This is a genomic window from Pseudoalteromonas sp. SR44-2, from assembly GCF_014163745.1.
GTDB classification, from domain to species: domain Bacteria; phylum Pseudomonadota; class Gammaproteobacteria; order Enterobacterales; family Alteromonadaceae; genus Pseudoalteromonas; species Pseudoalteromonas distincta.
The window spans coordinates 40,501-63,994 of the sequence record NZ_JACJDW010000002.1 but is presented as its reverse complement, the minus strand read 5'-3'; the positions used below and the strand labels follow the sequence as shown (position 1 = coordinate 63,994).

Annotated in this window: 22 protein-coding genes; 17 read left to right on the top strand and 5 right to left on the bottom strand. The window is 38.6% G+C overall.

The window, feature by feature from the left end:
- Positions 1–65 precede the first annotated feature (65 nt).
- Positions 66–407 carry a GNAT family N-acetyltransferase gene (locus H5115_RS01565; protein ID WP_310736084.1) on the top strand — a complete coding sequence of 114 codons (342 nt, stop codon included), beginning with the start codon at positions 66–68 and terminating at the stop codon, positions 405–407.
- Here H5115_RS01565 and H5115_RS01560 read toward each other — a convergent pair.
- Genes H5115_RS01560 through H5115_RS01550 form a run of 3 tightly spaced genes read right to left on the bottom strand, consistent with a single transcriptional unit; the run spans position 404 to position 3,830 of the window.
- A complete protein-coding gene (locus H5115_RS01560) occupies positions 404–1,012 on the bottom strand; it encodes a PqiC family protein (RefSeq protein WP_182753270.1) in 609 nt (202 codons plus the stop codon). The two genes, H5115_RS01565 and H5115_RS01560, sit on opposite strands and share 4 nt — an antisense overlap.
- Positions 1,012–2,667: an intermembrane transport protein PqiB gene (gene pqiB / locus H5115_RS01555; RefSeq protein WP_002959056.1), complete on the bottom strand. Its 1,656-nt coding sequence runs from the start codon at positions 2,665–2,667 to the stop codon at positions 1,012–1,014. Before pqiB ends, H5115_RS01560 begins: the two co-directional genes overlap by 1 nt.
- Positions 2,664–3,830, bottom strand: coding sequence for a paraquat-inducible protein A (locus tag H5115_RS01550; protein WP_259396303.1), 1,167 nt, complete (start codon positions 3,828–3,830; stop codon positions 2,664–2,666). The genes pqiB and H5115_RS01550 overlap by 4 nt, the downstream gene beginning before the upstream one ends.
- Positions 3,831–3,994: 164 nt before the next feature.
- Between H5115_RS01550 and H5115_RS01545 the strand changes: the two genes are divergently transcribed.
- Positions 3,995–4,744, top strand: a complete 750-nt coding sequence (locus tag H5115_RS01545; protein WP_182753268.1) for an ABC transporter substrate-binding protein — start codon at positions 3,995–3,997, stop codon at positions 4,742–4,744.
- Here H5115_RS01545 and H5115_RS01540 read toward each other — a convergent pair.
- Positions 4,733–5,548, bottom strand: coding sequence for a thioesterase family protein (locus H5115_RS01540; protein ID WP_182753267.1), 816 nt, complete (start codon positions 5,546–5,548; stop codon positions 4,733–4,735). The genes H5115_RS01545 and H5115_RS01540 overlap by 12 nt on opposite strands.
- A 241-nt stretch (positions 5,549–5,789) precedes the next feature.
- Between H5115_RS01540 and dnaK the strand changes: the two genes are divergently transcribed.
- The 12 genes from dnaK to H5115_RS01480 all read left to right on the top strand — a co-directional run bounded on the left by dnaK (position 5,790) and on the right by H5115_RS01480 (position 19,108).
- Positions 5,790–7,706 (top strand): molecular chaperone DnaK, encoded by a 1,917-nt coding sequence (dnaK, locus tag H5115_RS01535; RefSeq protein WP_002959064.1) that lies wholly within the window; start codon positions 5,790–5,792, stop codon positions 7,704–7,706.
- A gap of 202 nt (positions 7,707–7,908) precedes the next feature.
- Positions 7,909–9,048, top strand: a complete 1,140-nt coding sequence (gene dnaJ, locus H5115_RS01530) for a molecular chaperone DnaJ (RefSeq protein ID WP_002959065.1) — start codon at positions 7,909–7,911, stop codon at positions 9,046–9,048.
- A gap of 97 nt (positions 9,049–9,145) precedes the next feature.
- Entirely contained in the window at positions 9,146–9,607 is a 462-nt protein-coding gene (ybaK, locus tag H5115_RS01525; protein ID WP_024595562.1) for a Cys-tRNA(Pro) deacylase, read from the top strand.
- A 150-nt stretch (positions 9,608–9,757) separates the two neighbouring features.
- The gene (locus tag H5115_RS01520) at positions 9,758–10,162 is read left to right on the top strand and encodes a DUF1761 domain-containing protein (RefSeq protein WP_024595561.1); all 405 of its coding nucleotides are present in this window, start codon (positions 9,758–9,760) and stop codon (positions 10,160–10,162) included.
- A gap of 92 nt (positions 10,163–10,254) precedes the next feature.
- Entirely contained in the window at positions 10,255–10,623 is a 369-nt protein-coding gene (locus tag H5115_RS01515; protein WP_182753265.1) for a response regulator, read from the top strand.
- Positions 10,624–10,927: 304 nt separating this feature from the next.
- On the top strand, positions 10,928–11,179 hold the full coding sequence (locus tag H5115_RS01510) for a hypothetical protein (protein ID WP_024595559.1): 252 nt from the start codon (positions 10,928–10,930) through the stop codon (positions 11,177–11,179).
- A 161-nt stretch (positions 11,180–11,340) separates the two neighbouring features.
- On the top strand, positions 11,341–11,604 hold the full coding sequence (locus tag H5115_RS01505; protein WP_024595558.1) for a hypothetical protein: 264 nt from the start codon (positions 11,341–11,343) through the stop codon (positions 11,602–11,604).
- Between the two features lie 190 nt (positions 11,605–11,794).
- Positions 11,795–13,525, top strand: coding sequence for an ATP-binding protein (locus H5115_RS01500; protein WP_182753263.1), 1,731 nt, complete (start codon positions 11,795–11,797; stop codon positions 13,523–13,525).
- Positions 13,518–14,882, top strand: coding sequence for a sigma-54 dependent transcriptional regulator (locus tag H5115_RS01495; RefSeq protein WP_039488492.1), 1,365 nt, complete (start codon positions 13,518–13,520; stop codon positions 14,880–14,882). The genes H5115_RS01500 and H5115_RS01495 overlap by 8 nt, the downstream gene beginning before the upstream one ends.
- A gap of 176 nt (positions 14,883–15,058) precedes the next feature.
- Complete coding sequence (locus tag H5115_RS01490; protein ID WP_182753261.1) at positions 15,059–16,015, top strand: porin; 957 nt, start codon at positions 15,059–15,061, stop codon at positions 16,013–16,015.
- 9 nt (positions 16,016–16,024) lie between these two features.
- Positions 16,025–17,500 carry an SLC13 family permease gene (locus tag H5115_RS01485; RefSeq protein ID WP_182753259.1) on the top strand — a complete coding sequence of 492 codons (1,476 nt, stop codon included), beginning with the start codon at positions 16,025–16,027 and terminating at the stop codon, positions 17,498–17,500.
- A gap of 213 nt (positions 17,501–17,713) precedes the next feature.
- Complete coding sequence (locus H5115_RS01480; RefSeq protein WP_404936116.1) at positions 17,714–19,108, top strand: coniferyl aldehyde dehydrogenase; 1,395 nt, start codon at positions 17,714–17,716, stop codon at positions 19,106–19,108.
- 136 nt (positions 19,109–19,244) lie between these two features.
- Here the strand turns inward: H5115_RS01480 and H5115_RS01475 are convergent, their stop codons facing one another.
- Entirely contained in the window at positions 19,245–19,970 is a 726-nt protein-coding gene (locus H5115_RS01475) for a tetratricopeptide repeat protein (protein ID WP_039488497.1), read from the bottom strand.
- 782 nt (positions 19,971–20,752) lie between these two features.
- Here H5115_RS01475 and H5115_RS01470 point away from each other — a divergent pair.
- The 3 genes from H5115_RS01470 (at position 20,753) to H5115_RS01460 (ending at position 23,334) form a co-directional block, all read left to right on the top strand.
- Positions 20,753–21,616 (top strand): DUF6279 family lipoprotein, encoded by an 864-nt coding sequence (locus H5115_RS01470; protein ID WP_182753256.1) that lies wholly within the window; start codon positions 20,753–20,755, stop codon positions 21,614–21,616.
- Between the two features lie 84 nt (positions 21,617–21,700).
- Complete coding sequence (locus H5115_RS01465) at positions 21,701–22,729, top strand: XdhC family protein (protein WP_024595551.1); 1,029 nt, start codon at positions 21,701–21,703, stop codon at positions 22,727–22,729.
- Positions 22,723–23,334: an NTP transferase domain-containing protein gene (locus tag H5115_RS01460; RefSeq protein ID WP_149593047.1), complete on the top strand. Its 612-nt coding sequence runs from the start codon at positions 22,723–22,725 to the stop codon at positions 23,332–23,334. The genes H5115_RS01465 and H5115_RS01460 overlap by 7 nt, the downstream gene beginning before the upstream one ends.
- Positions 23,335–23,494 lie beyond the last annotated feature (160 nt).

The window sequence follows — 23,494 nt, the reverse complement described above, 5'->3', positions numbered from 1 at the left end:
GCGATTAAATCGCCCCTAGTTTGAACAGATTTTAATCCTGAAAGGTCAACAGGCCCTAGTCATTTATTGCTTCTCATGTACGCCAAGGCTTTGGGCCTTACATTATTACTTTGCATAATGCTGTAGTGGTTGGCGTTGTTGGGTTTTATAAACGCGCCGCGTTACTGCAACCTGATTTAGGTTTTGCACTTGTAAGCGGTTTTGAAAAAAAGGGTTATGTTTTTGAAGCGGCCAGCGCACTTTTGCAACATAAGCATGAATTTGGAATTACAAAACTGTGTGCAATAACATCACCAGATAATAGGGCATCGCAGAATGTGTTGTTAAAATTGGGTTTTAAAATAGAGGGCAAGGCGGTTATCAATGATGATAAAACCGCCGTGATTATATTGTCACTTAACGATTAAAGTCTTGCTTGTTCTATTTGTTTTGCAACATTTAGGTTTATATTTAGCCATGCTGCTTCAAGTGTTGAAACTAAACCGTCATAGCCATCATCATCAATAGGGACCAATTGCGAAAAATTATTAATACTTATAAGGCGTCGGCCTGTTTCAGGGTGTGTGTAATATAAACGCCAAAGCCCAGAAATATCAGCGTTACCTTGCATATCGCCATTAAAGTGGTGAATTTCGTATTCAAGCTCATAAAACGTTTGTTGATCAAGTTCAGTAATGACCGGTAAGCCTTTTATTACCATCCAGTTGGGCATAGCATTAAAAAGTGTTTGCTGGGCTGTTGCAGTAAGCATTACATCCGGCGATTCGCCCCACAGGTTATAATTTGCAGCATGAATTTGGTTGCTATCTATTTTCATCGCAATGCCCAAATTATTTAAAGCGCCTCTAAGTACAACAGTTTGTATTCTTAGTTGCGCATCTGTATCTGCAACGTTTCGAGACGATGCACCTATAGGCTGCTCAAACTGGTAATACTGTGTCGCAGTTTGTATTGCTGAACTACAACCTGCCAATAGTAATAATAAACTTGCGGTTAAAAATAACGATTTCATTATTGCTTCCTTGGTTTTGGATCTGCTGGTAATGATTTATCAAAAATTAGCATATTAGGTTGCTCGTTTAATCCGCGAGTTAGAGGCTGTAGGCCCTCACTTAAACGTTTAAACTCTTTTAATGTTTGCTGTATTTGATGATGAAGTTCAGAACCGGCTTGGTAACTGGCCATGGTTTTATCAAATTGGCGCATAGTGACTTCAAACTGCTCCATGCTTTTTGTCATCTTTTCGAAATTACGGTTAAAGTCGCCAGGCAAGTTTTGTGTATCTTTTTGGCTTAGCAGCTCTCGCATTTCATTAGCAAGCGCTCGGTAATCGGTAAATGTAGCTTGCATTTGTGCCAAGCTATCTTCAACTTTTAAGTTATTTACCTTATTAAGTACGTCAGAAACTTGATCTGCTAATACAGTTATACCGCTAGAAATACTCGGAAAAACATCATACTGCACAAGTTTACCTAGGTGTGCTTCTGGCGCGTCGGGGTATATATCAAAATCTACATACACAGCACCCGTTAATAAATTACCAGGCTTTAACGAGGCGCGCATACCACTTTCAATCCAGCCCTTTAAACTGCCTTGCCAATACTCTTTTGCTGAAGCACTGTCATGATACAAGCGTCCGTATTCTACTTTTATAAGCACTGGAACCGCCGTATTATGGTTTCTAAAGTGGGCAGGTTTACCGTCAATAATTACATTGGCAGGTGTTTCAACAACAGTACCTACACGCATACCTCTGTATTCGACAGGTGCACCTGTGCGTAGTCCTCGAACTGATTGTTCAAATTCAATTAGGTAGTAATCAAAATCATAAAAGCGCTCTTCTAACGCCTCTTTATAGCTTTGGCTTAATGAAAAGCTATGCCCATCTTGTGCTATTTCACCCGGGGCCTGTTGTTCAGGTAAACCAACCGAAATACCGCCTTTTAATAGTTTACTCAAAGAGCCCGTATTAATATTGATGCCATCGGCAGATAGGTCAATTTCAATTCCTGCGTTCACCCAAAAAATAGAGTTCATGGTGATCAGATTTTGATAAGGGGCTTTAATAAATACGCCGTACTTCATTGCCTGGTTTTCCCAATCAAAAGTGGCGGTTTCTATTTGACCTATTTTGTAATTTTTGAAAAATATACCGGTACTCACATCAAGCACTTCAGCGTTATAACTCATTAATTTGAAACGACCACCTTTCACATCTTTACCAATGAGGGCAGGTTCATCTTGTAACTTAAAACGCTCTTTTAGTTCTTTACTTTCACCGGGTGAAAACTCTAAATATACACCAGACAATAACGTACTCATCCCGCTAATACCTGTTTCATCAATGCGTGGTTTCACGACCCAAATTTTGGCATCGTCAGTTAGTAGCTCGTTGTAATTTTTATCTATTTGCGCGCGAGCAATTACGCTGTCTTGCGTGTCGGATAGCCTAACATGATCAATTTGACCTATTTTTACACTGCGCACTTTTATTTCAGTCTTACCTGCAATAATACCTTCTGCTTGTGGCATTTCGATAAAAATAGTAGGGCCTTTATTAGCTTGATATTGGTATAACATCCACATGCCCACTAACAGCGCAATTGCCGGAATGATCCAGATAGCGGAAATTTTCGGTTCTTTTGTTATTTCGGCGGTTTCGGTCATGCTTTGTTCTCTGATTTTTTGTTTTTAGGGGAATCCCACAATAAGCGTGGGTCAAAGGCATGGGCAGCCATCATTTGGCATATTACCATAACTGTAAAAAATACAATGCCTAATCCTGGCGTTACTGACATTAAATTACCCAGTTGAACTAAGGCCACTAAAATAGCAACCACGAATACATCTATCATCGACCATTTACCAATAAACTCAGTCAGTTGATAAATTCGGGTGTAACTTTTTGTATGTTTATTGGCAGGCCTTGTAACCATAAAGCATAAAAAGCTCAATACAAATGCCTTAGCAAGCGGTACAACCACACTGGCTAAAAATATAATAGCGGCAATAGGGTAGGAGCCACTGTTCCAAAGAGTAATAACACCACCAATTAAAGTTGAAGGGGATTCATCCCCAAGGCTAGTGGTGTGCATAATAGGTAAAACATTTGCTGGAATATAACAAACAACAGAAGTAATTAGCCAAGCTGCTGCTTTTTGTACGCTATAAGGGTTTCTGACGTGTGTTTTTGTATGGCAACGCTGGCAAATATTACCGGTACATAGTTGATGGCACACATGGCAGGCTTTAATATTTTCATCTATTGCACGTTTAGCATGCTCTGCGCCTTCGAGTACTTTTACAGGCTTTATTTGAGCCCATAAGCGTGGGCGATTTAAGTGAACAAGTGCAGCTATGTATAAAATAACAAACCCCACATAAGCCCAAAAGCTCGTGCCGAAGCTAATATCAGCCAGCGACATGATTTTAACCATACTAACAAGTACGCCAATTAAAAATATTTCCGACATAATCCAAGGCTCTAACGCCAAAGTGAACTTTAGTAGTCGCCTTGCAATGCTCTCTGGTAATGCTTTTAAAAGCCCAAGATGCAAAGGAATTAAAATAACAAGCAAACCCATAGGCAGGGCAATAATGCTCAAATCAATAAATAAGCCAAGTAGCTCACTATCATAATTAAACAAAATTCGAGCCGCGTCGGGCAGTGTAATAGTTTGAGTTATACCGCTACTACTAAATGAAATAAAAGGGTAAAACATACTGCTGAGCAGCATTAATAGTGCGCTAAAGCTTAGTGCAACTATGCGACTGTCGTGATTAACATTGGCTTCGCAAAGTTTATGGTGACAATGTGGGCATATCGCCATTTGTTTTGCGATTATGCGAGGTATATCTATGATCAGATCACAACAGGGGCAGACAGTTTGCAATTTAATACCAAGCAAGAAGAATATTTCTTCAATTTTGCTATATTTAATACATTAATACAACGCGTTCTGCCATCAAGCTGCTCGTTATATAAAGGAAGCGTGTGAAATATTATTTGTACTGCATATTAATGTGGCTCTTTATTTGTTCGCAAAATGCTGTGGCTATTAATAAAGAGCGAGAAGTAATTATCGCCGCGAGCGCATCAATTCCGCCCTACGTTTTTGCAAAAACAGACTCGGGTATACACCTAGGTTTAATCAAAGCCGCGTTAAAGGCTAATGGATTTGCCAATATTAATGTGCAATATATGTCGAATAAACGCGCTGAGCATCAATTGCATAATAAAGGAGTAGATATACTTTTAAATTATGCAGGAAGAAGTAGTCCTGGTATTTACTCAAGTAAACCGGTACTTAGTTATGAAAATGTAGCCATCACACTCAAGCGAAATAAATATAATATTGATAAAATAGAAGGCTTGTTTAATAAAAACGTTCTTGCTTTTCAAAATGCAACTGCATATCTGCCTTCTATATTTAAAAGTAATGTTAAACACTTTAGCTCATATCAAGAGGTTATTAATCAAAAAGCGCAAGTAGATAAGCTGTTAAAAGGTTGGGTGGATATAATTGTGTTAGATAAGCGTATTTTTTACTATTACTACAATCAACATAAATCACCCGAAGCTGTGCAAATTTACACTTTATTTCCAAAAGCAGAGCGACCTGCTTATTTTAATCACCTCTCTTTATTAGCTACTGAGTTTGGTATTGGTTTGGCGCTCATCAAGCAAAACGGTACTTATAAAAGAATTGTTGATGAAGGCCAAACCCATTCATCAATCAAATAACGCCACTGTTTGACGTGTAAGCGCTATTAGCTCACCGGATTGTGACCATATACAGCCATCTTCTAAACCATAGCCATCTTTTGAATGATGAGTGATTGCTTCAAAGCCAAGCCATTCTCCAGGTGATAAGTTTGGCTCTTGTACAAACTCTAAATACCATGACATGCTGCTAGCTGGAGCGGGTTGTTTAAACATTTGTAATAACGTAGGTGGCCATGCATCTGTTAATGCAATTACATGCGCTTCTGTTATTTGCTCTGGGGTGTGCTTAAAGCGCATCCAGCCCCCTAAGTGAGAAGTTTCTGCGCTGCTAAATGGCATGGCACCTTGTTGAGGGCATAAATCAACATGTTGAAAAAATTCAGGCATTTGGCCTTTAATAAAAGGTAGAGTATGGCGCTCGTCTACCGGTTTTAACCCTAAAGACTTTGAAACAGGCACATTTACACCCGACTCTCTACTTTTAGCAAAACACGCTTGTACAATTACACACACTTGTTCATTTTGAATCGCTTTGGCGAGTACCTGTGTGCTGCTTTTACCTTGTCGTAATATTTCTACCGATAACGAAAAAGGAGTATCAGCTAGTAATGGCCCTACAAAATTTGTACTGAGTGAGAGTAGGCGACGATCATTAGATACTTTTCCTCTGATAGCTTGATACAACAGTGCGGCTGAGAGCCCACCAAAAGCAGTTCTGCCTTGGCACCAGTTTTCTGGAAATTGCATTGTGCTAGTTAATTGTTCGGTATTGTCTGAACTTCCAATTTTTGTAGCTTGGAGAAGTAATTGTTCAAAATGCATGAAGATGTCCTTTTATAGTGCGATTTAATAAATTTATAACACAACCAAACTAGTCAGACCAGTAATTAAAAACGTCTCTGGCGGTGCAAAAATCACCATTCCTTACAATTATTAGGGTTATTTTGTAAATAAATCACAAAAAATGGATTTTTTTTCATTTTTACAGTTGAAATAAGTTTGGCGCATCCCTATTTACTATGTCATCGAACGTATTAACGAATATTGAAGTTGGAGAAGTTTCATGGGTAAAATTATTGGAATCGATTTAGGTACTACAAACTCTTGTGTTGCAGTACTTGATGGTGGCAAAGCACGTGTTATTGAAAACGCGGAAGGCGATCGCACAACCCCGTCTATTATTGCTTACACGCAAGACGGCGAAACATTAGTAGGTCAATCTGCTAAGCGTCAAGCGGTTACTAACCCGACAAACACATTATTTGCAATCAAGCGTTTAATTGGTCGTCGTTTTGAAGACGAAGAAGTACAACGCGATATCGGCATTATGCCGTTTAAAATCATCAAAGCTGATAACGGCGATGCATGGGTAGAAGCGGGTGGCGAAAAACGCGCTGCACCACAAATTTCTGCTGAAGTACTGAAAAAAATGAAGAAAACGGCAGAGGACTTCTTAGGTGAAGAAGTAACTGAAGCTGTAATCACAGTACCTGCATACTTTAACGATTCACAACGTCAAGCAACGAAAGATGCTGGCCGTATTGCGGGTCTTGAAGTTAAGCGTATTATCAATGAGCCAACTGCTGCGGCACTTGCTTACGGTATGGATAAAAACCGTGGCGAAAACATCGTTGCAGTATATGACTTAGGTGGCGGTACTTTCGATTTATCAATCATTGAAATTGATGAAGTTGAAGGCGAGCACACTTTTGAAGTACTTGCTACAAACGGTGATACTCACTTAGGTGGTGAAGATTTCGATAACCGTGTAATCAACTACCTAGTAGCTGAATTCAAGAAAGATCAAGGTTTAGATTTAAAAACTGATCCTCTTGCAATGCAACGTGTTAAAGAAGCTGCTGAAAAAGCAAAAATTGAACTGTCATCTGCACAATCAACTGAAGTAAACCTTCCGTATGTAACTGCTGATGCATCTGGTCCTAAGCACATGAACGTGAAACTAACACGTGCTAAGCTTGAATCACTAGTTGAAGATTTAGTAACTAAATCTCTAGAGCCTCTTAAACGTGCACTTGCTGATGCTGATTTATCAGTAAGCGACATCAACGATATTATTCTTGTTGGTGGCCAAACACGTATGCCTTTAGTACAAAAAACAGTTGCTGATTTCTTCGGTAAAGAACCACGTAAAGACGTAAACCCTGATGAAGCAGTTGCAGTAGGCGCAGCGATTCAAGGTGGTGTACTTGCTGGTGACGTTAAAGATGTACTATTACTAGACGTTTCTCCATTATCTCTAGGTATTGAGACAATGGGCTCAGTAATGACTGCATTAATTGAGAAAAACACGACGATTCCTACTAAGAAATCGCAAACATTCTCAACAGCTGAAGATAACCAATCTGCTGTAACAATTCACGTGTTACAAGGTGAGCGTAAACGTTCAAGCGACAATAAATCTTTAGGTCAATTTAACCTAGAAGGTATTCGCCCAGCACAACGTGGTACACCGCAAATCGAAGTAACATTCGATGTTGATGCCGATGGTATCTTACATGTATCTGCGAAAGATAAAGATACAGGTAAAGAGCAAAAAATCACAATTCAAGCATCTTCAGGCTTAAGCGATGAAGAAGTTGAAAAAATGGTTCGTGATGCAGAAGCACATGCTGAAGACGATAAAAAGTTTGAAGAACTTGTAGCTGCTCGTAACCAAGCTGATGCTCTAGTACACGGTACTCGTAAGCAAATTGAAGAAGCTGGCGATGCATTACCAAGCGAAGACAAAGAAGCGATTGAAGCGGCTGTTGTAGATTTAGAAGCTGCTATTAAGAGCGACAACAAAGAAGAGATTGAAGCTAAAACTCAAGCTCTTGCTGAAAAGTCTCAAAAACTAATGGAAATTGCACAAGCGAAAGCACAGCAAGGTTCAGCAGATGCAGGCGAGCAACAGCAATCAGCTAAGCAAGACGACGACGTTGTTGATGCAGAGTTCGAAGAAGTGAAAGACGACAAGTAATTGTTGCTAACGCTTCTCGCTAGCCAAAAACACTTAACTCAATCGAGTGTTTAGGTTAGGATGAACAATTGAGGCGCGCGAGCAATAGCTTGTCGCGCCTTTTGCATGTATTTAAGGTTTAAAAATTCAATGATAAATCGATGCGATTTATCGGTTTATCCAGCAGCTCACGCTGCAAACAGAAAAGAGTAGTGTGATAGATATGTCAAAACGCGATTATTACGAAGCCCTCGGCGTAAGCAAAGATGCGAGTGAGCGAGACATAAAAAAAGCGTATAAACGCTTAGCGATGAAATATCATCCAGATCGTACCGCAGGCGATAAAGAGCTTGAAACTAAATTTAAAGAAGTTAAAGAAGCTTACGAGATTTTAACTGATCCTCAAAAACGCCAAATGTATGACCAACATGGTCACGCGGCATTTGAGCAAGGCGGTGGCGGTGGTCATGGCGGCTTTGGTGGCGGTCATGGCGATTTTGGTGATGTATTTGGTGACGTATTTGGCGATATTTTTGGTGGCGGCGGTGGTCGACGTCAATCTCGTCAACAACGTGGTTCTGACTTACGTTACAACATGGACTTGAGCTTAGAAGAAGCGGTTCGTGGTAAAGAAGTTGAAATTAAAGTACCAACATGGGTGGGTTGTGAGCCATGTGATGGCAGTGGTGCTAAAGCAGGTTCTAAGCCTAAAACATGTACTACGTGTCATGGTGCTGGCCAAGTACAAATGCGCCAAGGTTTCTTTGCTGTTCAGCAAACGTGTCCAACGTGTCAGGGACAAGGTCAGATTATTTCAGACCCTTGTAACAAATGTCATGGTCAAGGCCGCGTAGAAAAAACTAAAACGCTTTCAGTTAAAATTCCAGCTGGCGTTGATACTGGAGACCGTATCCGCTTAACTGGTGAAGGTGAAGCCGGAATGCACGGCGCGCCATCTGGCGACTTGTACGTGCAAGTATCTGTTCGCGAACATGAAATATTTGTACGTGAAGCAAATAATTTATACTGTGAAGTACCAATTAGCTTTACAACAGCAGGTCTTGGTGGCGAAATTCAGGTGCCAACACTTGATGGTCGTGCAAAACTTAAAATACCTTCTGAAACGCAAACGGGCAAAATGTTCCGTATGCGTGGCAAAGGCGTTAAGTCTGTTCGAAGTGGTGCCCAAGGCGATCTAATTTGTAAGGTAGTAATCGAAACGCCAGTTAATCTTAACGAGCGTCAACGTGAACTACTGCAAGAGTTAGATGAAAGTATGGGTACAGATAGCTCGAAAAATCGTCCTAAAGAGCAAGGCTTTTTTGACGGTGTTAAAAAGTTTTTTGATGATTTAACCAAGTAAATTTAAATTATTAATAATGAAACGGCGCTTTTTAGCGTCGTTTTTTTTGCTTTAAATTTTATTTTTGTTACTGTTAAAAAAAACACGATTAAATAGTATGACCCCAGCAATCGAATTACTTAAAAAACAAAAAATCCCCTTTGAAGTACTCAGTTACGAACATGATGCAGGTAATAGTCAATATGGGCTTGAAGCTGTTGAAAAGTTAAATTTAGATAGCGCCCAAGTATATAAAACTCTCGTTCTTGAAACGCATGAAAGGCAGCTAATTGTTGCTGTTACTCCTGTGTCGCAACAAGTTAACTTAAAACAGTTAGCAAAATTATGTGGTGCCAAAAAAGTAGCCATGGCTGCCCCGCAAAAAGTTCAAGCTAGCACTGGTTATATTTTAGGTGGAGTAAGTCCACTTGGGCAAAAAAAACGCTTAGCTACGTTTATTCATAGTAGTGCTTCACTTTTTGATACTATTTATGTAAGCGCCGGAAAGCGAGGTTTAGAAATCGCACTCTCCCCAACTAATTTAGCGGCGTTAACTAGCGCTAAATTTGGCGATTTATAGCCTTCATTTTTAAAATCACTCTCCATAAAGGCAATTAACTCAAGTTAAGCAATTTGCTCAATACCTTATTTGTAACTACATTGAGAGTATCTTTATACCGTTAATATTTAATACCAAACGGTATTACACATTTTGTATACGGCTATTTGTATGAACCTTTTAGATGTAGATTATTTTGCAATACTGGTGGCTGCACTGTCTTCTTTTATGCTTGGCGGCATATGGTACTCAAAAGCACTCTTTAAAAACGCTTGGCTAGAAAGTATTGGCTTAACTGACCTTGATTTACAATCAGCCAATCCCAAGTTGATATTTGGCGGCAGCTTCTTTTTAGTATTTATAGCGGCTTTAATGTTGTCTCTATTTTTAGGTAAAGATGCAAGTTTAGTTGAGTGTGTAGGAACAGGCTTTGTGATCGGCTTTTTTTGGATCAGTAGTTCACTAGGATTAAGTTATATATTTGAGCAACGCCCTTTAAAACTATTTTTAATTAATGGGAGTTACTGTATTTTACAGTTTTCGTTAATGGGGCTTATTTTAGGTATTTGGCCGTAAGGGTTGAGTAGCCGTTAATGCCCAGTTTGATTCTTACCTGAGAGTAGAGTAGGTTTATATAATCGTATTTACATGATTTGGTAGCGGTATTAATGAAAATATTAGTTGTTGATGATATGCCGCTCATGCGTCATGTTTTAATTAATATGCTAAGAAAATTGGAGTATTGCAATATCGTTGAAGCTACAGATGGATTACAAGCTTTGGCTTTATTGCGTGACCAACATTTCGATTTGGTTATTACAGATCTCCATATGCCAAAAATGGATGGTGTTGATTTACTCACAAACATTCGAAAAGACAGAGCCCTTGCCGGTATTCCTGTGTTGATGGTTACCTGTGAGGATAGTACAGATAAAGTTAAGCAAGTTATTGCAGCTAAAGTATCGGGATTTATAATCAAACCTTTTAATATGAATGTACTATCATCTCAATTAAACCGCTTCTTTTTCAAAGATTAGGTTATATTTTCATTATCATTAAATTATTATGAGCTCACTTTAGTATCCATACCGTGTAAAAATTCTAAAACCCAGTGGTCACCTTTACCCACCTAATACAAATGAGCAATAATACCTAATCATTTTGCGAGGCTAAATGTGTCGCTCCCTGTGTTAAAAAATTCTCATTTAGGGTAATTAAATAGCGAATTTTCGCCTAGTTATCAACACGTTTTTCTACCCTCTAAATAGATCACTTAATTAAACGAATTGCTATAAACTGGTATCATAAAGAATAATTTTTTATATAGTACAGCAGGACTTAATGGCAAAACCTAATAAAAAAGGCCCCACTAAAACGGTCGATATTTTTTGCTCTGCTTGTAAAGCTTCCTTATTTAAATATCGAAAAGGAGGCAAAGGAGCATTAGTTAAGTGTTTTAAAGAGCGTATTAGTCAAGACTTTACACAAGAGCCCTGTATTTGCCCTAACTGTAGTCGGCCTTTTGCCCGAGAAGCGATTATTCGTGGTGCGCCTGCCTATAAAATAATTGGTGGCAAAGTAACGTTTAAATAATTCAGATACAGTTAAATTTATTCATACGGACATATGGCCTTGTTAGAATTTACCATATTGATAGAATCGCCCGGTTTGCTGTTTCAATGAATGAAAAAATACCCTCCCCATGGATCGGGCCAGTTTATTGGGTTATTTAAAAATGGATAAAGGATAGTTTCGTGATAGCACTCTTATTTGACATCATAGGTATGACAGGTACTTTTTTAGTAGTTGGTTCATTTTTCTTACTGCAGCTAGGAAAAACGTCCCCATCTAGCCTAACGTATAATATGATGAATTTAACAGGGGCGATTTTGTTGTTAATTAGCCTTTGCTATAACTTTAATTTAGCTAGCTTTGTGATAGAAATATTTTGGATAGCTGCTTCATTAATTGGTTTATACAAATACCTAAAAAACAGATCAGCTTTAGCTACAAATTAATAACGTATTAATTTTGTTCTAAACCTTAAACACTGCAAGCACACCTGTTTGCGGTGTTTTTTGTTTTTAGGACTAGATTTAATTAATAAGTATAATTAAATTCATTTGTTAACAAAAAGTTTATATCCCTGCCTTATATAAGTCGTTACACTAGCGACCTTAAATTTTTAGGCTATTTCTCGGGTAGGCCATGTTTACGTTTTCTAAAAAAATAATTACAGTATGTATATTATTAGTATTAATTTTGGTTGTTACATTTTGGGTAGGCCGCGCTCACGATATTGAAAAAGCAACAGCTCAAGCGCAGCGTCAGGTTACTCAATTAAATAATTACATTGATACTGAACTCGCTCGTTTTTCGGCTATTCCCCAGCTACTTACTTATAATCAGTTAATGATTGAATTTGCAAACGGCGACCAAGCCCATTACAACGCTATAAATAACTACTTAGCTGATATACAACAAGCTAGCGGTGCATCAGATATATTTGTACTGAATGCCCAAGGCGCAGTAACGGCAAGTAGTAACTGGCAAGCCGATTACACATTTTTAGGCAGTAACTTTGCCTTTAGACCATATTTTAAGCGTGCATTTGCAGGTGAAAAAGTGGCCTATTTTGCACTAGGTATGCGCTCAAAAGAGCGTGGCATTTATTTTTCGCAGGCTGTTTATCACGACAACAAAGCGGTTGGTGTTGTTGTATTAAAAGTGAATGTAAGCAAATTTGAAAACGACAGAGAGCTTTTAAATACATCTAAAGGTAGCCATTTTTATTTAGAGCTTAGTGATAATGTAATTGCGATGTCTGATATGCAAACATGGCGTTTAAATAGCTTCAGCGAGTTTGATATAACAAAGCGACGTAATATAAAATTACGCCGTGCCTATTTAGATCATCAACCTGTATATATTAAGCAATTTCAATATAAGAGCCAGGGTATTTCGCATTTCAAAATTAATAAAAACCTTTATGTGAGTGCGACAAAACCATTGCGTTACTTTAGTGCACATATGAACGTACTTGTTGATATTACAAAAGTAAATTCAGCTCAATTAATACGCTTGTTTTGGGCATTTAGTATTTATGCTTTAGTTATGATTGTTGGTTATAGCTTACTTGCTCGTTTTGCGGGTTATAAAAAGCTCGTTTACTCTAGGCATAGTCTTGAGCAAAAAGTGATTGAGCGCACACAAGAGCTTGAGAAAACGCAAGTTGCATTAGTTCAATCAGCAAAACTTGCAACAATTGGGCAGTTAAGCGCAGGTATTAATCACGAAATAAACCAGCCCCTTAGCGCTATGAATACTTACCTAGCAAGCGCCAAACGTTTACTCGCTAAGCAAAATTACACCGCACTTGGCGAAAGTATAACTGTGATTGAGGGGCTTGTAGGTCGCGTACACAAAATAGTGGGGCAGCTAAAACATTTTAGTAAACCATCACAAACTCAATTAAGGCCTTATCCGTTAGCTGGTTTATTAAATAACGCCTTGATGATTGCCAGCTCACAACTAAAGCAAGATAACGTACACGTAGAGCAGCCTAATTTAGATAGTGGGTTAATAGTGTGGGTTGATTCACTGAAATTTGAGCAAGTGTTGGTAAACTTAATAACTAACGCGAGCCAAGCTATGAATGGCGCAATAATACGTAAATTAAGTTTTAATGTTGAGTGTTTTGATAACCGAGTAAAACTCTCAATTTTAGATACAGGGCCTGGAATAGAGCAACATGCTTTTGGTAATATTTTCGAACCTTTTTATAGTACTAAAGAGAGTAACGGCTTAGGCCTTGGATTATCTATTTCAAAACAAATCATTAACTCGTTTAATGGCTCTTTAAGCGCGCACAATCGACTGCAAGGCGGGGCTGAGTTTATAATCAGTCTATCAAGCACGCAGGATAAAACAGATGATTGAAAACTCACCGTGTAAGCACATCATTGTAGTTGATGATGAAGCGATGATCAGAGATTCATTAAAGCAATTACTTACTCTCGAAGGCTATACAGTTGAGTGCTTTAATGATGCAAGTACGGCTCTAACAAAGCTTAATCGACGTTTTATGGGCGTTGTACTGAGTGACATAAATATGCCTGCAATGGACGGGCTAACTTTGCTTGAGCAAGTCACGGCATTTGATAGTGAACTGCCGGTTATATTTTTAACAGGGTACGCCGATGTAACTATTGCTGTTAAAGCTATGCAATTAGGCGCGTATGACTTATTTGAAAAACCAGTAAACGAAACATTGCTTGATTGCATAGCAAGAGCATGCGACAAGCGTAGCTTAGTGATTCAAAATCGTGCACTAAAACTTGCTGTACAAAAAACCTCAGCGCCGGGTGTACGAATCCTAGGTGATACTCCTAAAATGCAAGATATGATGCATTTGCTCAATACGGTTATTGATACCCCAGCTGATGTAATGATTGAAGGTGAAACTGGCACGGGTAAAGAGCTTGTAGCGCGTTACTTACACGATCAAAGTATTCGCTCAGCAAGTAACTTTGTTGCTATAAATTGCGGCGCGGTGCCTGAGCAGTTGATAGAAAGCGAGTTATTTGGTGCTGCAAGTGGTGCCTATACCGGAGCAACTCACACTCGTAAGGGAAAGTTTGAATTTGCACAAGGTGGTACAGTTTTTTTAGATGAAATAGAAAGCACCCCAATGTCGTTGCAGGTTAAATTATTACGCGTATTAGAGGAGCGAAAAGTAACTCCAGTAGGTGATAATAAAGCAATTGAATTAGATATAAGAATTGTTGCAGCCACTAAAGTAGATTTGCTTTCATTAGTTGAAAAAGGTGAATTTAGAGCAGATTTATATTATCGACTAAGTTTGGTAAAAGTAGATATACCGCCTCTTAGAGCTCGCAAAGCAGATATAGTATTACTGTTTAAGCACTTTAGCTCTATTGCAGCAACACGCTATCACAAGCCGCCAGCACCTCTTAATAGCGAAATACAACAGCGACTCTTAGCGTACGACTGGCCTGGTAATGTAAGGGAGCTTAGAAACCAAGCTGAGCGCGCGGTTTTATTAGGAGTAGAACTTGCTTTTAGTGTTAGCAAAACGCAGGCTAAAGGTGAGCTTTCTCCCGATTTAAGCCTATCTGAAAAAGTTGCTTTTTATGAGCAGTCGTTAATAGAAGAAGCCCTAGAGCGTAACCATGGCAGTATTAAAAATACGATGGATACACTGCAAATCGCTCGTAAAACCCTTTACGATAAAATGAGTAAATACAATTTAAACCGCGATATGTTTATTGACTAAATTGTGTGGTTTATGTGACAACTTCGTTTTTATGGTGTGTGGGAAACCGCACATTTATTCTCTTTTTTATACGCAATACCCATTAACCATCTGAAATATAGAGGTATTTTAGCTTTGGCAGTAAAGTTGCCTTATTAGGTCTGACAACAAGTAGATTCTAATAATTAGGACACATAATGATAAAGTTTACACACTCTACTATTTTACTCACCTCAATAAGTAGCTTTGCTTTTTACTCGTACACGGCTTGCGCTACTGAATATGACGTTTATGGTAAAGCCGAAGTACAAATTGCTAATACAGATACGGGTATCATGCGTTACGCAGATGAAGGCACGCAGATTGAAGCGCCATTTTCGCGTATAGGTATTCAAGGGCAACACAAATTAAATGAATATTTAAACGTTGTTTTTAAATACGAAGTGCAAGTAAAAGGCTTTGAGCAAGATGACACCGAAGAGCCATTTAGTGCAAGGAATACTTATCTTGGTTTAAAAGGTCAATTTGGCGAGCTTGTAGTGGGAAGAAATGATACTCGCTTTAAATACTCTGAGGGTAAAGTTGATAACTTTAACGAAACCCAGGGCGACATGGCCCAAGTTATTGCAGGACAAGATAGACTAGGTGATACGCTAACATACACGTCTAAGTATTGGCATAATACCCAGTTTTCGTTTACTTATGCTCCAAAAGATGACAACAAAGATAACGAAGCTGGATTTGCAGCAACCTTTATTTATGGTGATCGTAGCTTAAAAAACACCTCATATTACTTATCATTAAGCCATGTTGATTCTCTTAATAATATTAATGCGAGCCGAATAGCAGCAGCCTATAAATTTGAACAATTACAGCTTGGTGCACTGTATCAGCATTCTGAATCAACAGATGGTATAAAATCAGGTAACGGTTATGTGTTAAGTGCAAGCTATACGCTTGATAAATGGGTACCTAAATTACAGTTTGCTAAAGATGACTCTTTACTTCGTCAAACTTCTGAGGCAACGCAATGGACTACGGGCCTTGACTATGTATTTGATAAGCAAACAACTGCTTACCTTTTATACACTGACCTTAATTTAGAAGAACAAGACGACAGCAGTGTTGCGCTTGGTCTTAAATACAAATTTTAGAGGCCTGCCATGACAGATAATATACTCACGCAAAAACCAGATAATAAAAGACATTTTCAAAGGTTTTTATTAATACTTGGCCCATTAGTAATGCTATTAACATGTTTACTCGATCCACCAACGGGTATGTCTGTAGCGGCATTTAAAACCGCAGGTTTAGCATTTTGGATGGCGTCGTGGTGGGTGAGCGAAGTAGTACCAATTCCAGCAACTGCTTTGCTCCCTCTGGTAATATCACCACTTGCTGATATAGCAGCAATTAAAAGCGTGGCTGCCCCGTATGCGCACCCGCTAATATTTTTATTTTTAGGTGGTTTTTTAATTTCTATTGCTATGGAGCGTTGGGGGTTACATAAACGTATTGCGCTAAGCACCATGTTATATGCGGGTAAAAAGCCAAGCTTGCAAATTTTAGCAATGATGCTGGTAACCGCATTTTTGTCGATGTGGATGTCTAATACCGCAACAGCTGTAATGATGCTGCCTATTGCGCTTTCAATTACTAATTTAGTTAAGCAATCAGACCCGAGTAATGAAGGTTTTGGTAAGGCTTTACTGTTATCAATCGCTTATGGTGCAAGTATTGGTGGTATTGCTACCTTAATTGGTACTCCGCCTAATGCTTTAATGGCTGCTTACTTGTCAGATAGTTACCAAATAGAAATTGGCTTTGCGCAATGGATGATTGTAGGCGTACCACTGTCTTTAGGCATGCTAATTATTAGCTGGGTTTGGCTTACTAAATTTGCGTATAAAGTAGATGCTAATGTTAAAAACGATCAAAAAATTGATACAAAAGCGGTGTTTTCAACACAGTTAAAAAGCCTAGGTATAATGCAGCGCGCCGAAAAAGGCGTGTTATTTGTGTTTGTTTTAGCAGCACTGTGTTGGATATTTAGACCTCTATTAGGTGATATAACAGGTCTTAATATTTCAGATACTACTATTGCAATTGCAGCGGCATTGCTGTTGTTTGTAATGCCAGCGAATAAAGGCAAAGATGAGCGTATCCTTGATTGGGAAAGCGCAGCTAAAGTGCCGTGGGGCGTTTTATTATTATTTGGTGGCGGGCTTACACTTGCATCTCAAATTAAGTCATCAGGGCTTGCTGAATTTATTGCTCATCTAATTGAAGGTGCTAGCACTATTCCACTTGTTATGAGTGTACTTGTTGTTGTGGCATTAATTACGTTTTTAACTGAGATCACAAGCAATACAGCAACTGCAGCAGGCTTTCTTCCTTTGTTAGGGCCCGTTGCAGAGTCTATAACAGGTTCACCATTGGTTTGGGTTATTCCTGCAGCTATAGCGTGTAGTTGTGCATTTATGATGCCGGTAGCGACACCACCAAATGCTATTGTGTTTGGCTCAGGGCAAATTCAAATACGCGACATGATAAGAGCGGGGTTTGTGCTAAACATTGTGGCTATTGTATTAATTACGCTGGTTACAATGACGATTGCAGCCCAAGTATTTGGCTTTTAAAGCTGAACTAAATTAGTTCCAACCAACCTATGCCAGAGTAGCTTTGTTTATATTTACAATTTAAACAAAGCTACTCTTTATGCTTATTTATATTGCCTAAGAAGCTCTTTTTTAGATAATTAGTGTTATTGCTCGAAAAACAGAACAAGGTTATAGTCGTTAATAACTTTAAAAATTGAGTAACCTATTTTGAGCACTGAGACATCACAGGCAATGCCTTTAATTCCCCAATTTGATGAATTGCAAAAAAGCTTTCTCGAAATGCCTTACTTGCCACTTGATAAACGTCTCGTTTTATTGAAAAAACTCCGTGTACGTATTGTTGAGCTTGAGCAAGAGCTAGTGGATGCTGCTTCAAAAGACTTTGGTTACAGAACCGCTTTCGATACCTTACTCGGCGATATATTACCTACAGTGCAAACACTCGCGCACATTATTAAAAAATTACCAAAATGGGTAAAGCCAAGTAATCGCTCTGTAGGTTTAAGTTTGTGGCCTTCAAAAGTCAGTGTTAATTATCAGCCCAAAGGTGTGGTTGGTATTATTGCACCGTGGAATTACCCGATTCAGCTAGCGTTAGTACCTGTGCTTACCGCCTTAGCCGCTGGTAATAGAGTCATGCTTAAATTAAGCGAGTTTACACCGTATACAAACGCCGTTATCGAAAAAATATTTAAAGACGACATGCAAGCGCATTGTAAAATAATACAAGGCGGTAGCGACGTAGCCGCACAGTTTTCATCACTGCCATTTGCTCATTTATTATTTACGGGTTCAACGAACGTAGGTAAGTTAGTAATGGCGTCAGCAAGTCGTAATTTAACGCCGGTAACGCTTGAGCTCGGTGGTAAATCGCCAGTTGTAATTACGCAAAATGCCGATATTAAAAAAGCGGCACAAGCCTTACTATTTGGTAAAATGGCCAACGCAGGGCAAATATGCGTTGCACCCGACTACGTATTTGTACCCAAGGAGCTTGAGCATCAGCTTATTCAGCAATTATGCGAGCTGTATAAAAAGCATTTTAAAGACGGTGTTGAAGGTAAAAACTTAACCTCTATTATTAGCGATGTACACTATAAACGTTTGGCAACCTACTTAGAGCAAGCCCAAGAGCTTGGCGCAAACATCATCAAGCCACTTGAACAAAACCAACAAGATGCAGAAAAGCATCGTATGGGGCTGCATTTAGTGACTCAAGTAACTGACGAAATGCAGCTTATGCAAGAGGAGTTATTTGGTCCAATACTACCAATAATGAGTTACGAAAAGCTCGACAGCGCAATTGACTATATTAAAGCCCATCATCACCCATTAGCGCTTTATATTTTAGGCCAAGATAAGCAAGCTCAAGAATACATTATGAAGCAAACAATCAGTGGCACTGTGGCAATAAACGACACCTTAGTGCAAGTAACTGCTGATGATGCTCCCTTTGGTGGTGTAGGGCATTCAGGAATGGGGCATTATCATGGCATAGAAGGGTTTTTAACGTTTAGCCATGCTAAAAATACGTTAGTATCGGGCTCGTTTAATCCTCGCATTGTTATGCTACTAAATCAAAGCAAACTTATTATTAAGCTTCTAAAGTGGCTTTACATAAAATAATAGGGTGCTGATTTGGTAAAGTTGAATAGGTTTTAACTTGCTAATCAAGATATATTAAAAAGGCTGAATTACATAACGTAATTCAGCCTTTTTTAGATTAGTTTAAAGCTACGGTCTTAAACTCTAAAATAAGACTTTAAAATAAGCGACCTTCGCCAGCATAGGTACCCACTTGTATTTTTGCATAAATGGCATCGGCTTTTTCTTTAGCTTCTTCAATTTCTTTAGGCAGCATTTTACGCTCATCAAGTTTACGGCTATGACTCGCTTGCATATTGCCGTTGTACTCAGCGATAGTATTCCAAATATATGACTTTTCTAAATCTTTTGGCATACCTAGTCCTTCAAAATACATGAGGGCTAAATTAAATTGCGCTAAAGAGTAATTGTTTGCAGCTGCTTTTTCGTACCAATTACGTGCCGCTTCATAGTCTCGTGTAACACCCACGCCATTAGCGTACATTACGCCCAAATTAAATTGAGCTGCAGGTAAATTCTTCTTAGCTGCTTTTTCAAATAAGGTAACTGCCATTTGATGATCAAGTTTAACGCCTTTACCTTCATCGTATAAAACAGCTAGAGCAAACATCGAATCAGCGTGGTTCTTTTTAACGCCTTGTTGATAAAGTGCAGCTGCTTTGCGGTAATCGCGTGTTACACCGTATCCACCTTCGTATAATTTGGCTAGTTCGTAAATTCCTGGCGCAAAACCTTTGTCTGCTAGGTATTGGAATTCTTTTAGGGCGACTGCAAATTCACCTTCGTTAGCTGCTCTTATGCCATCTTCTAATGTTGCATGAGCGAAAGGGCTGGCAAGTAAAACGCCAGCAAGAATAAGTGCTTTTAAATTAAACTGTGACATATTAATGTCTCCAATTAGTAATAGTTTCGATAGATTTTAGGGCCAGTACATTTTTTAGATTAAACATCCACTGCTATTTAGGCTCGCGCTTGAGGCGGTTTGGTCTTTGTTGCTCGGTTTTTTAATGAGCTTACTAAGTTACAAACTTCGCGCCGCGATTAAATAGCGCCTAGATAGAACAAATTTTAATCCTAAAAGGTCAACAGGCCATAGTTAAATGCTAATTTATTAAATTTTTGCACTATTTGCACATTATAAACGTTTAATACCCAATACATTTATGTAAAGACTAAATCGGTTACTATAAATAGATGCAAAAAAGGGTGTCTACTGTTATGTTTTACGCCAGCTTTAGTGTAAACGCAAGGAGGTACCTTATAAGATCGTGCGTATAAAATGTAAATAACAGCGCGGTGGACTTTCAAGGTAAGTAAATGAGTTTAAGAAGTGTAAGATACAGATTTTATAGAAAATTTAAAGATATAAAAAAAGCCCGTTAGGGCTTTTTTGAGTCATATTAACCGTCACTAATATGAGCAATGTAGCAAGTAAATGTGATATTTGGTGTTATTACTTGGGTCGAGTAAGTAATACCACGAAGCGGCACGTTCTTCTTTTAATGTGTCAGCATCCTTGCTGAATATCCTTCCATAGGCACTGAGGTCGGTACACTTTGTTTCTGATAATGATTATTAGTTAGATTAACGCGCAAGTCAATACTTAAATGATAATTATTATCAAATAGGGTTTTCATGATTATAAAATTTAAAATAAGGAAAGTGATGCTTAATAATCTTAAAGCTAAAAAAGTGATAAATGCATGCTTTGCTATCAGTATGGTATTTTTGTGTAGCTGTTCAGCCTCATTCACTTATAACAACTTGAGCTGGCTTTCGTCATTTTGGGTAGATGATTATATTGATTTAAATAAAACACAAAATAAGCAGCTCAAACAGATTATTAACACGACTCAAGCGTGGCATAGAAGTACGCAGCTACCAGCCTACAAACAAGACATTCAAAATATTAAGGCACTTTTTAACAGCACGCTAAGCACCGAGCAGTTAAAAGAGCAGGTGGTTTTTGCTAAAAAGCATTGGCAAAACTTACTCGAATACGCGCACATGCCTTTAGCAGAGCTTGGGGCAACCTTATCAAGTGAGCAAAGAGAAGAACTTTTAAACAATATTCAAATAAAAATTAACGACGAACGTGAAGAGTTTGACGAACAAACCCCGCTTGAGCGAAAAAGTGAGCGTTTGGAGGAGCAATTTGAATACTACGAGCAGTGGATCGGCAAGCTTAATAAACAACAAAAAGCGCTGATTAAATCAACTAATGAGCAACATCAAGACTCTGGAATGTTGTGGTTGGAATACAAACAAACCCGTTTGAATGCAGCCAAACAGGTATTTGAAAATGTTGAAATAACAAAAAAAGAATTTATAAATCAGTTGAGTACAGTTATTAAAGAGCGCGAACTATATATGAGCGACGCACTATTGAAAACCAATGAAACAAACTTAGATTTATATATAAATTTACTCTACGAATTAAACTCAACTCTAAATGATAAACAACGCCAAAGCGTTAATGATCAATTTGATGAGTTAATTGAGACCTTAAACGATATAATAGAAAATTAAATTGTGCGTGAATTATTAAGTTTTAAATTAGCTGTTTAGGCTGATTTGTTTTTAAACGCAAAAATGCTTTTTAAAGGGCAATATATGGTTACAGATTTGAAAAGTATCTTAAACACTTGGTATCCCGACAGGGATAACCAAGAATGGGTTTTAGCTACTTTGTACAAAATTGAAGGCTCTAGTTACAGAAAGCTAGGGGCTATGATGCTTATTTCGAGCCTAGGCGAGCGCTTGGGGATGCTTTCGGGTGGCTGTTTAGAAGCTGACATACAACGCCATGCTAAACAAGTAATGAGTAGTTTAAGCAGTAAAACCATTAGTTATGATGCCACCGATGAAGACGATTTAACATTTCAACTTGGCATTGGTTGTGGGGGCATAGTACATATTTTACTGCAGCCCATTCACAAAGCTAATGACTATTTACAGTTAGAGCTTGTATCTAAAGCACTTAATGAGAATAAACCAGGGCGATATCTTCAACAAGTAAGCCCCATTTTGCCAGCCGGTAGTGGTGTATTTTCGCAAAATGATGAGTTGCATGGTTTATCAATGAACCGCAAAGCGCAATTGGTAGAATTACAAGGCGCTACGTGCTTGCAAACCTCTATTTATCCGCCGCCTCATTTATTAATAGTAGGTGGTGGCGCAGATGCAGTTCCGGTTTATACATTTGCCAAACAACTTGGTTGGAGTGTAACGGTATGGGATACACGCGCGGCTAATGCAAAAAGGCAATATTTTAAAAATGCTGATGCTATTTTGCGCATCACACCGAGTGAGTTAAAAGAATATTGCATAACTAATAAAGTCGATGCTGCTATTTTAATGGCTCACAGCGTTGAACTTGACGCCAGTACGTTGGCTCAATTTAAAGATGTACCGTTTAAATATATAGGGTTATTGGGTCCTAAGCACAGGCGTGAGCAAGTTTTAGAGCACGCAAATACGCGTGTTTCACAAATTAAGTCTCCTGTTTTTGGGCCTGTCGGTTTAAATTTAGGGGGCGACTCGCCAGAGAGTATTGCACTATCGTTGATCAGCGAAATACATGCAGTGCTGTGTGATAAAGATGCCCAATCACTTAGCCATTGGGGGCAAGAGCCGTGCTGATTGCAAAAGTAGTGTTGGCAGCAGGCCAATCATCTCGTTTTGATGGTTGTAAGCTAATAGCCGATGTGGGCTTAGGGCAAACAATGATTGAGCGAGCGGTTGAAGTGCTGCAAGCGCTTGATGATTCACCCGTATATGTAGTTACAGGAAAGTGGCACGCAGAGGTAGTAAAAGCACTCAGCGGGCATTCAAATATACATATTATTGAAAACAAACGATGGGATGACGGCTTAGGTGTTTCAATTGCTGTCGCTTCGCAAGCGCTATCTAAACACCATGCTTATGATGGAATTTTATTTATGCTTGCCGATCAGGTTGAGCTTAAAACGCAAGATCTAGCTGCATTAGTTACAGGTTTCACACGTGAATCCTCGCGCTGGTGTGCAAACTATGGCGAGCGTTTAGGTGTACCCGCTATATTCCCAGCGGTTGATTTATCAAAGCTTACAAGCTTAACTTCTGATAAGGGGGCACAGCAATTACTGCGTTCCAGCAGTGAAGTCGTCAATACAATTAATTTAAGTAGTGCGAGTGTAGATATAGATACGCAACTGCAGCTGAGTAATTTTATAGCGAAGCATGAATTAAAAGTACACAAAAAGTAATTGAATTATATCAGTTGTAACTACGATTATGTTTAAAGTATTTAGCTGTGAATACAATGGGTATTACATAGTAAATGATGTTTTTAGAGTGAGTAGTTACAACAATTTTAACGGTAAAAGCCAACGTATTAACTAATATTGGGGCTATAAAGCTTAATCA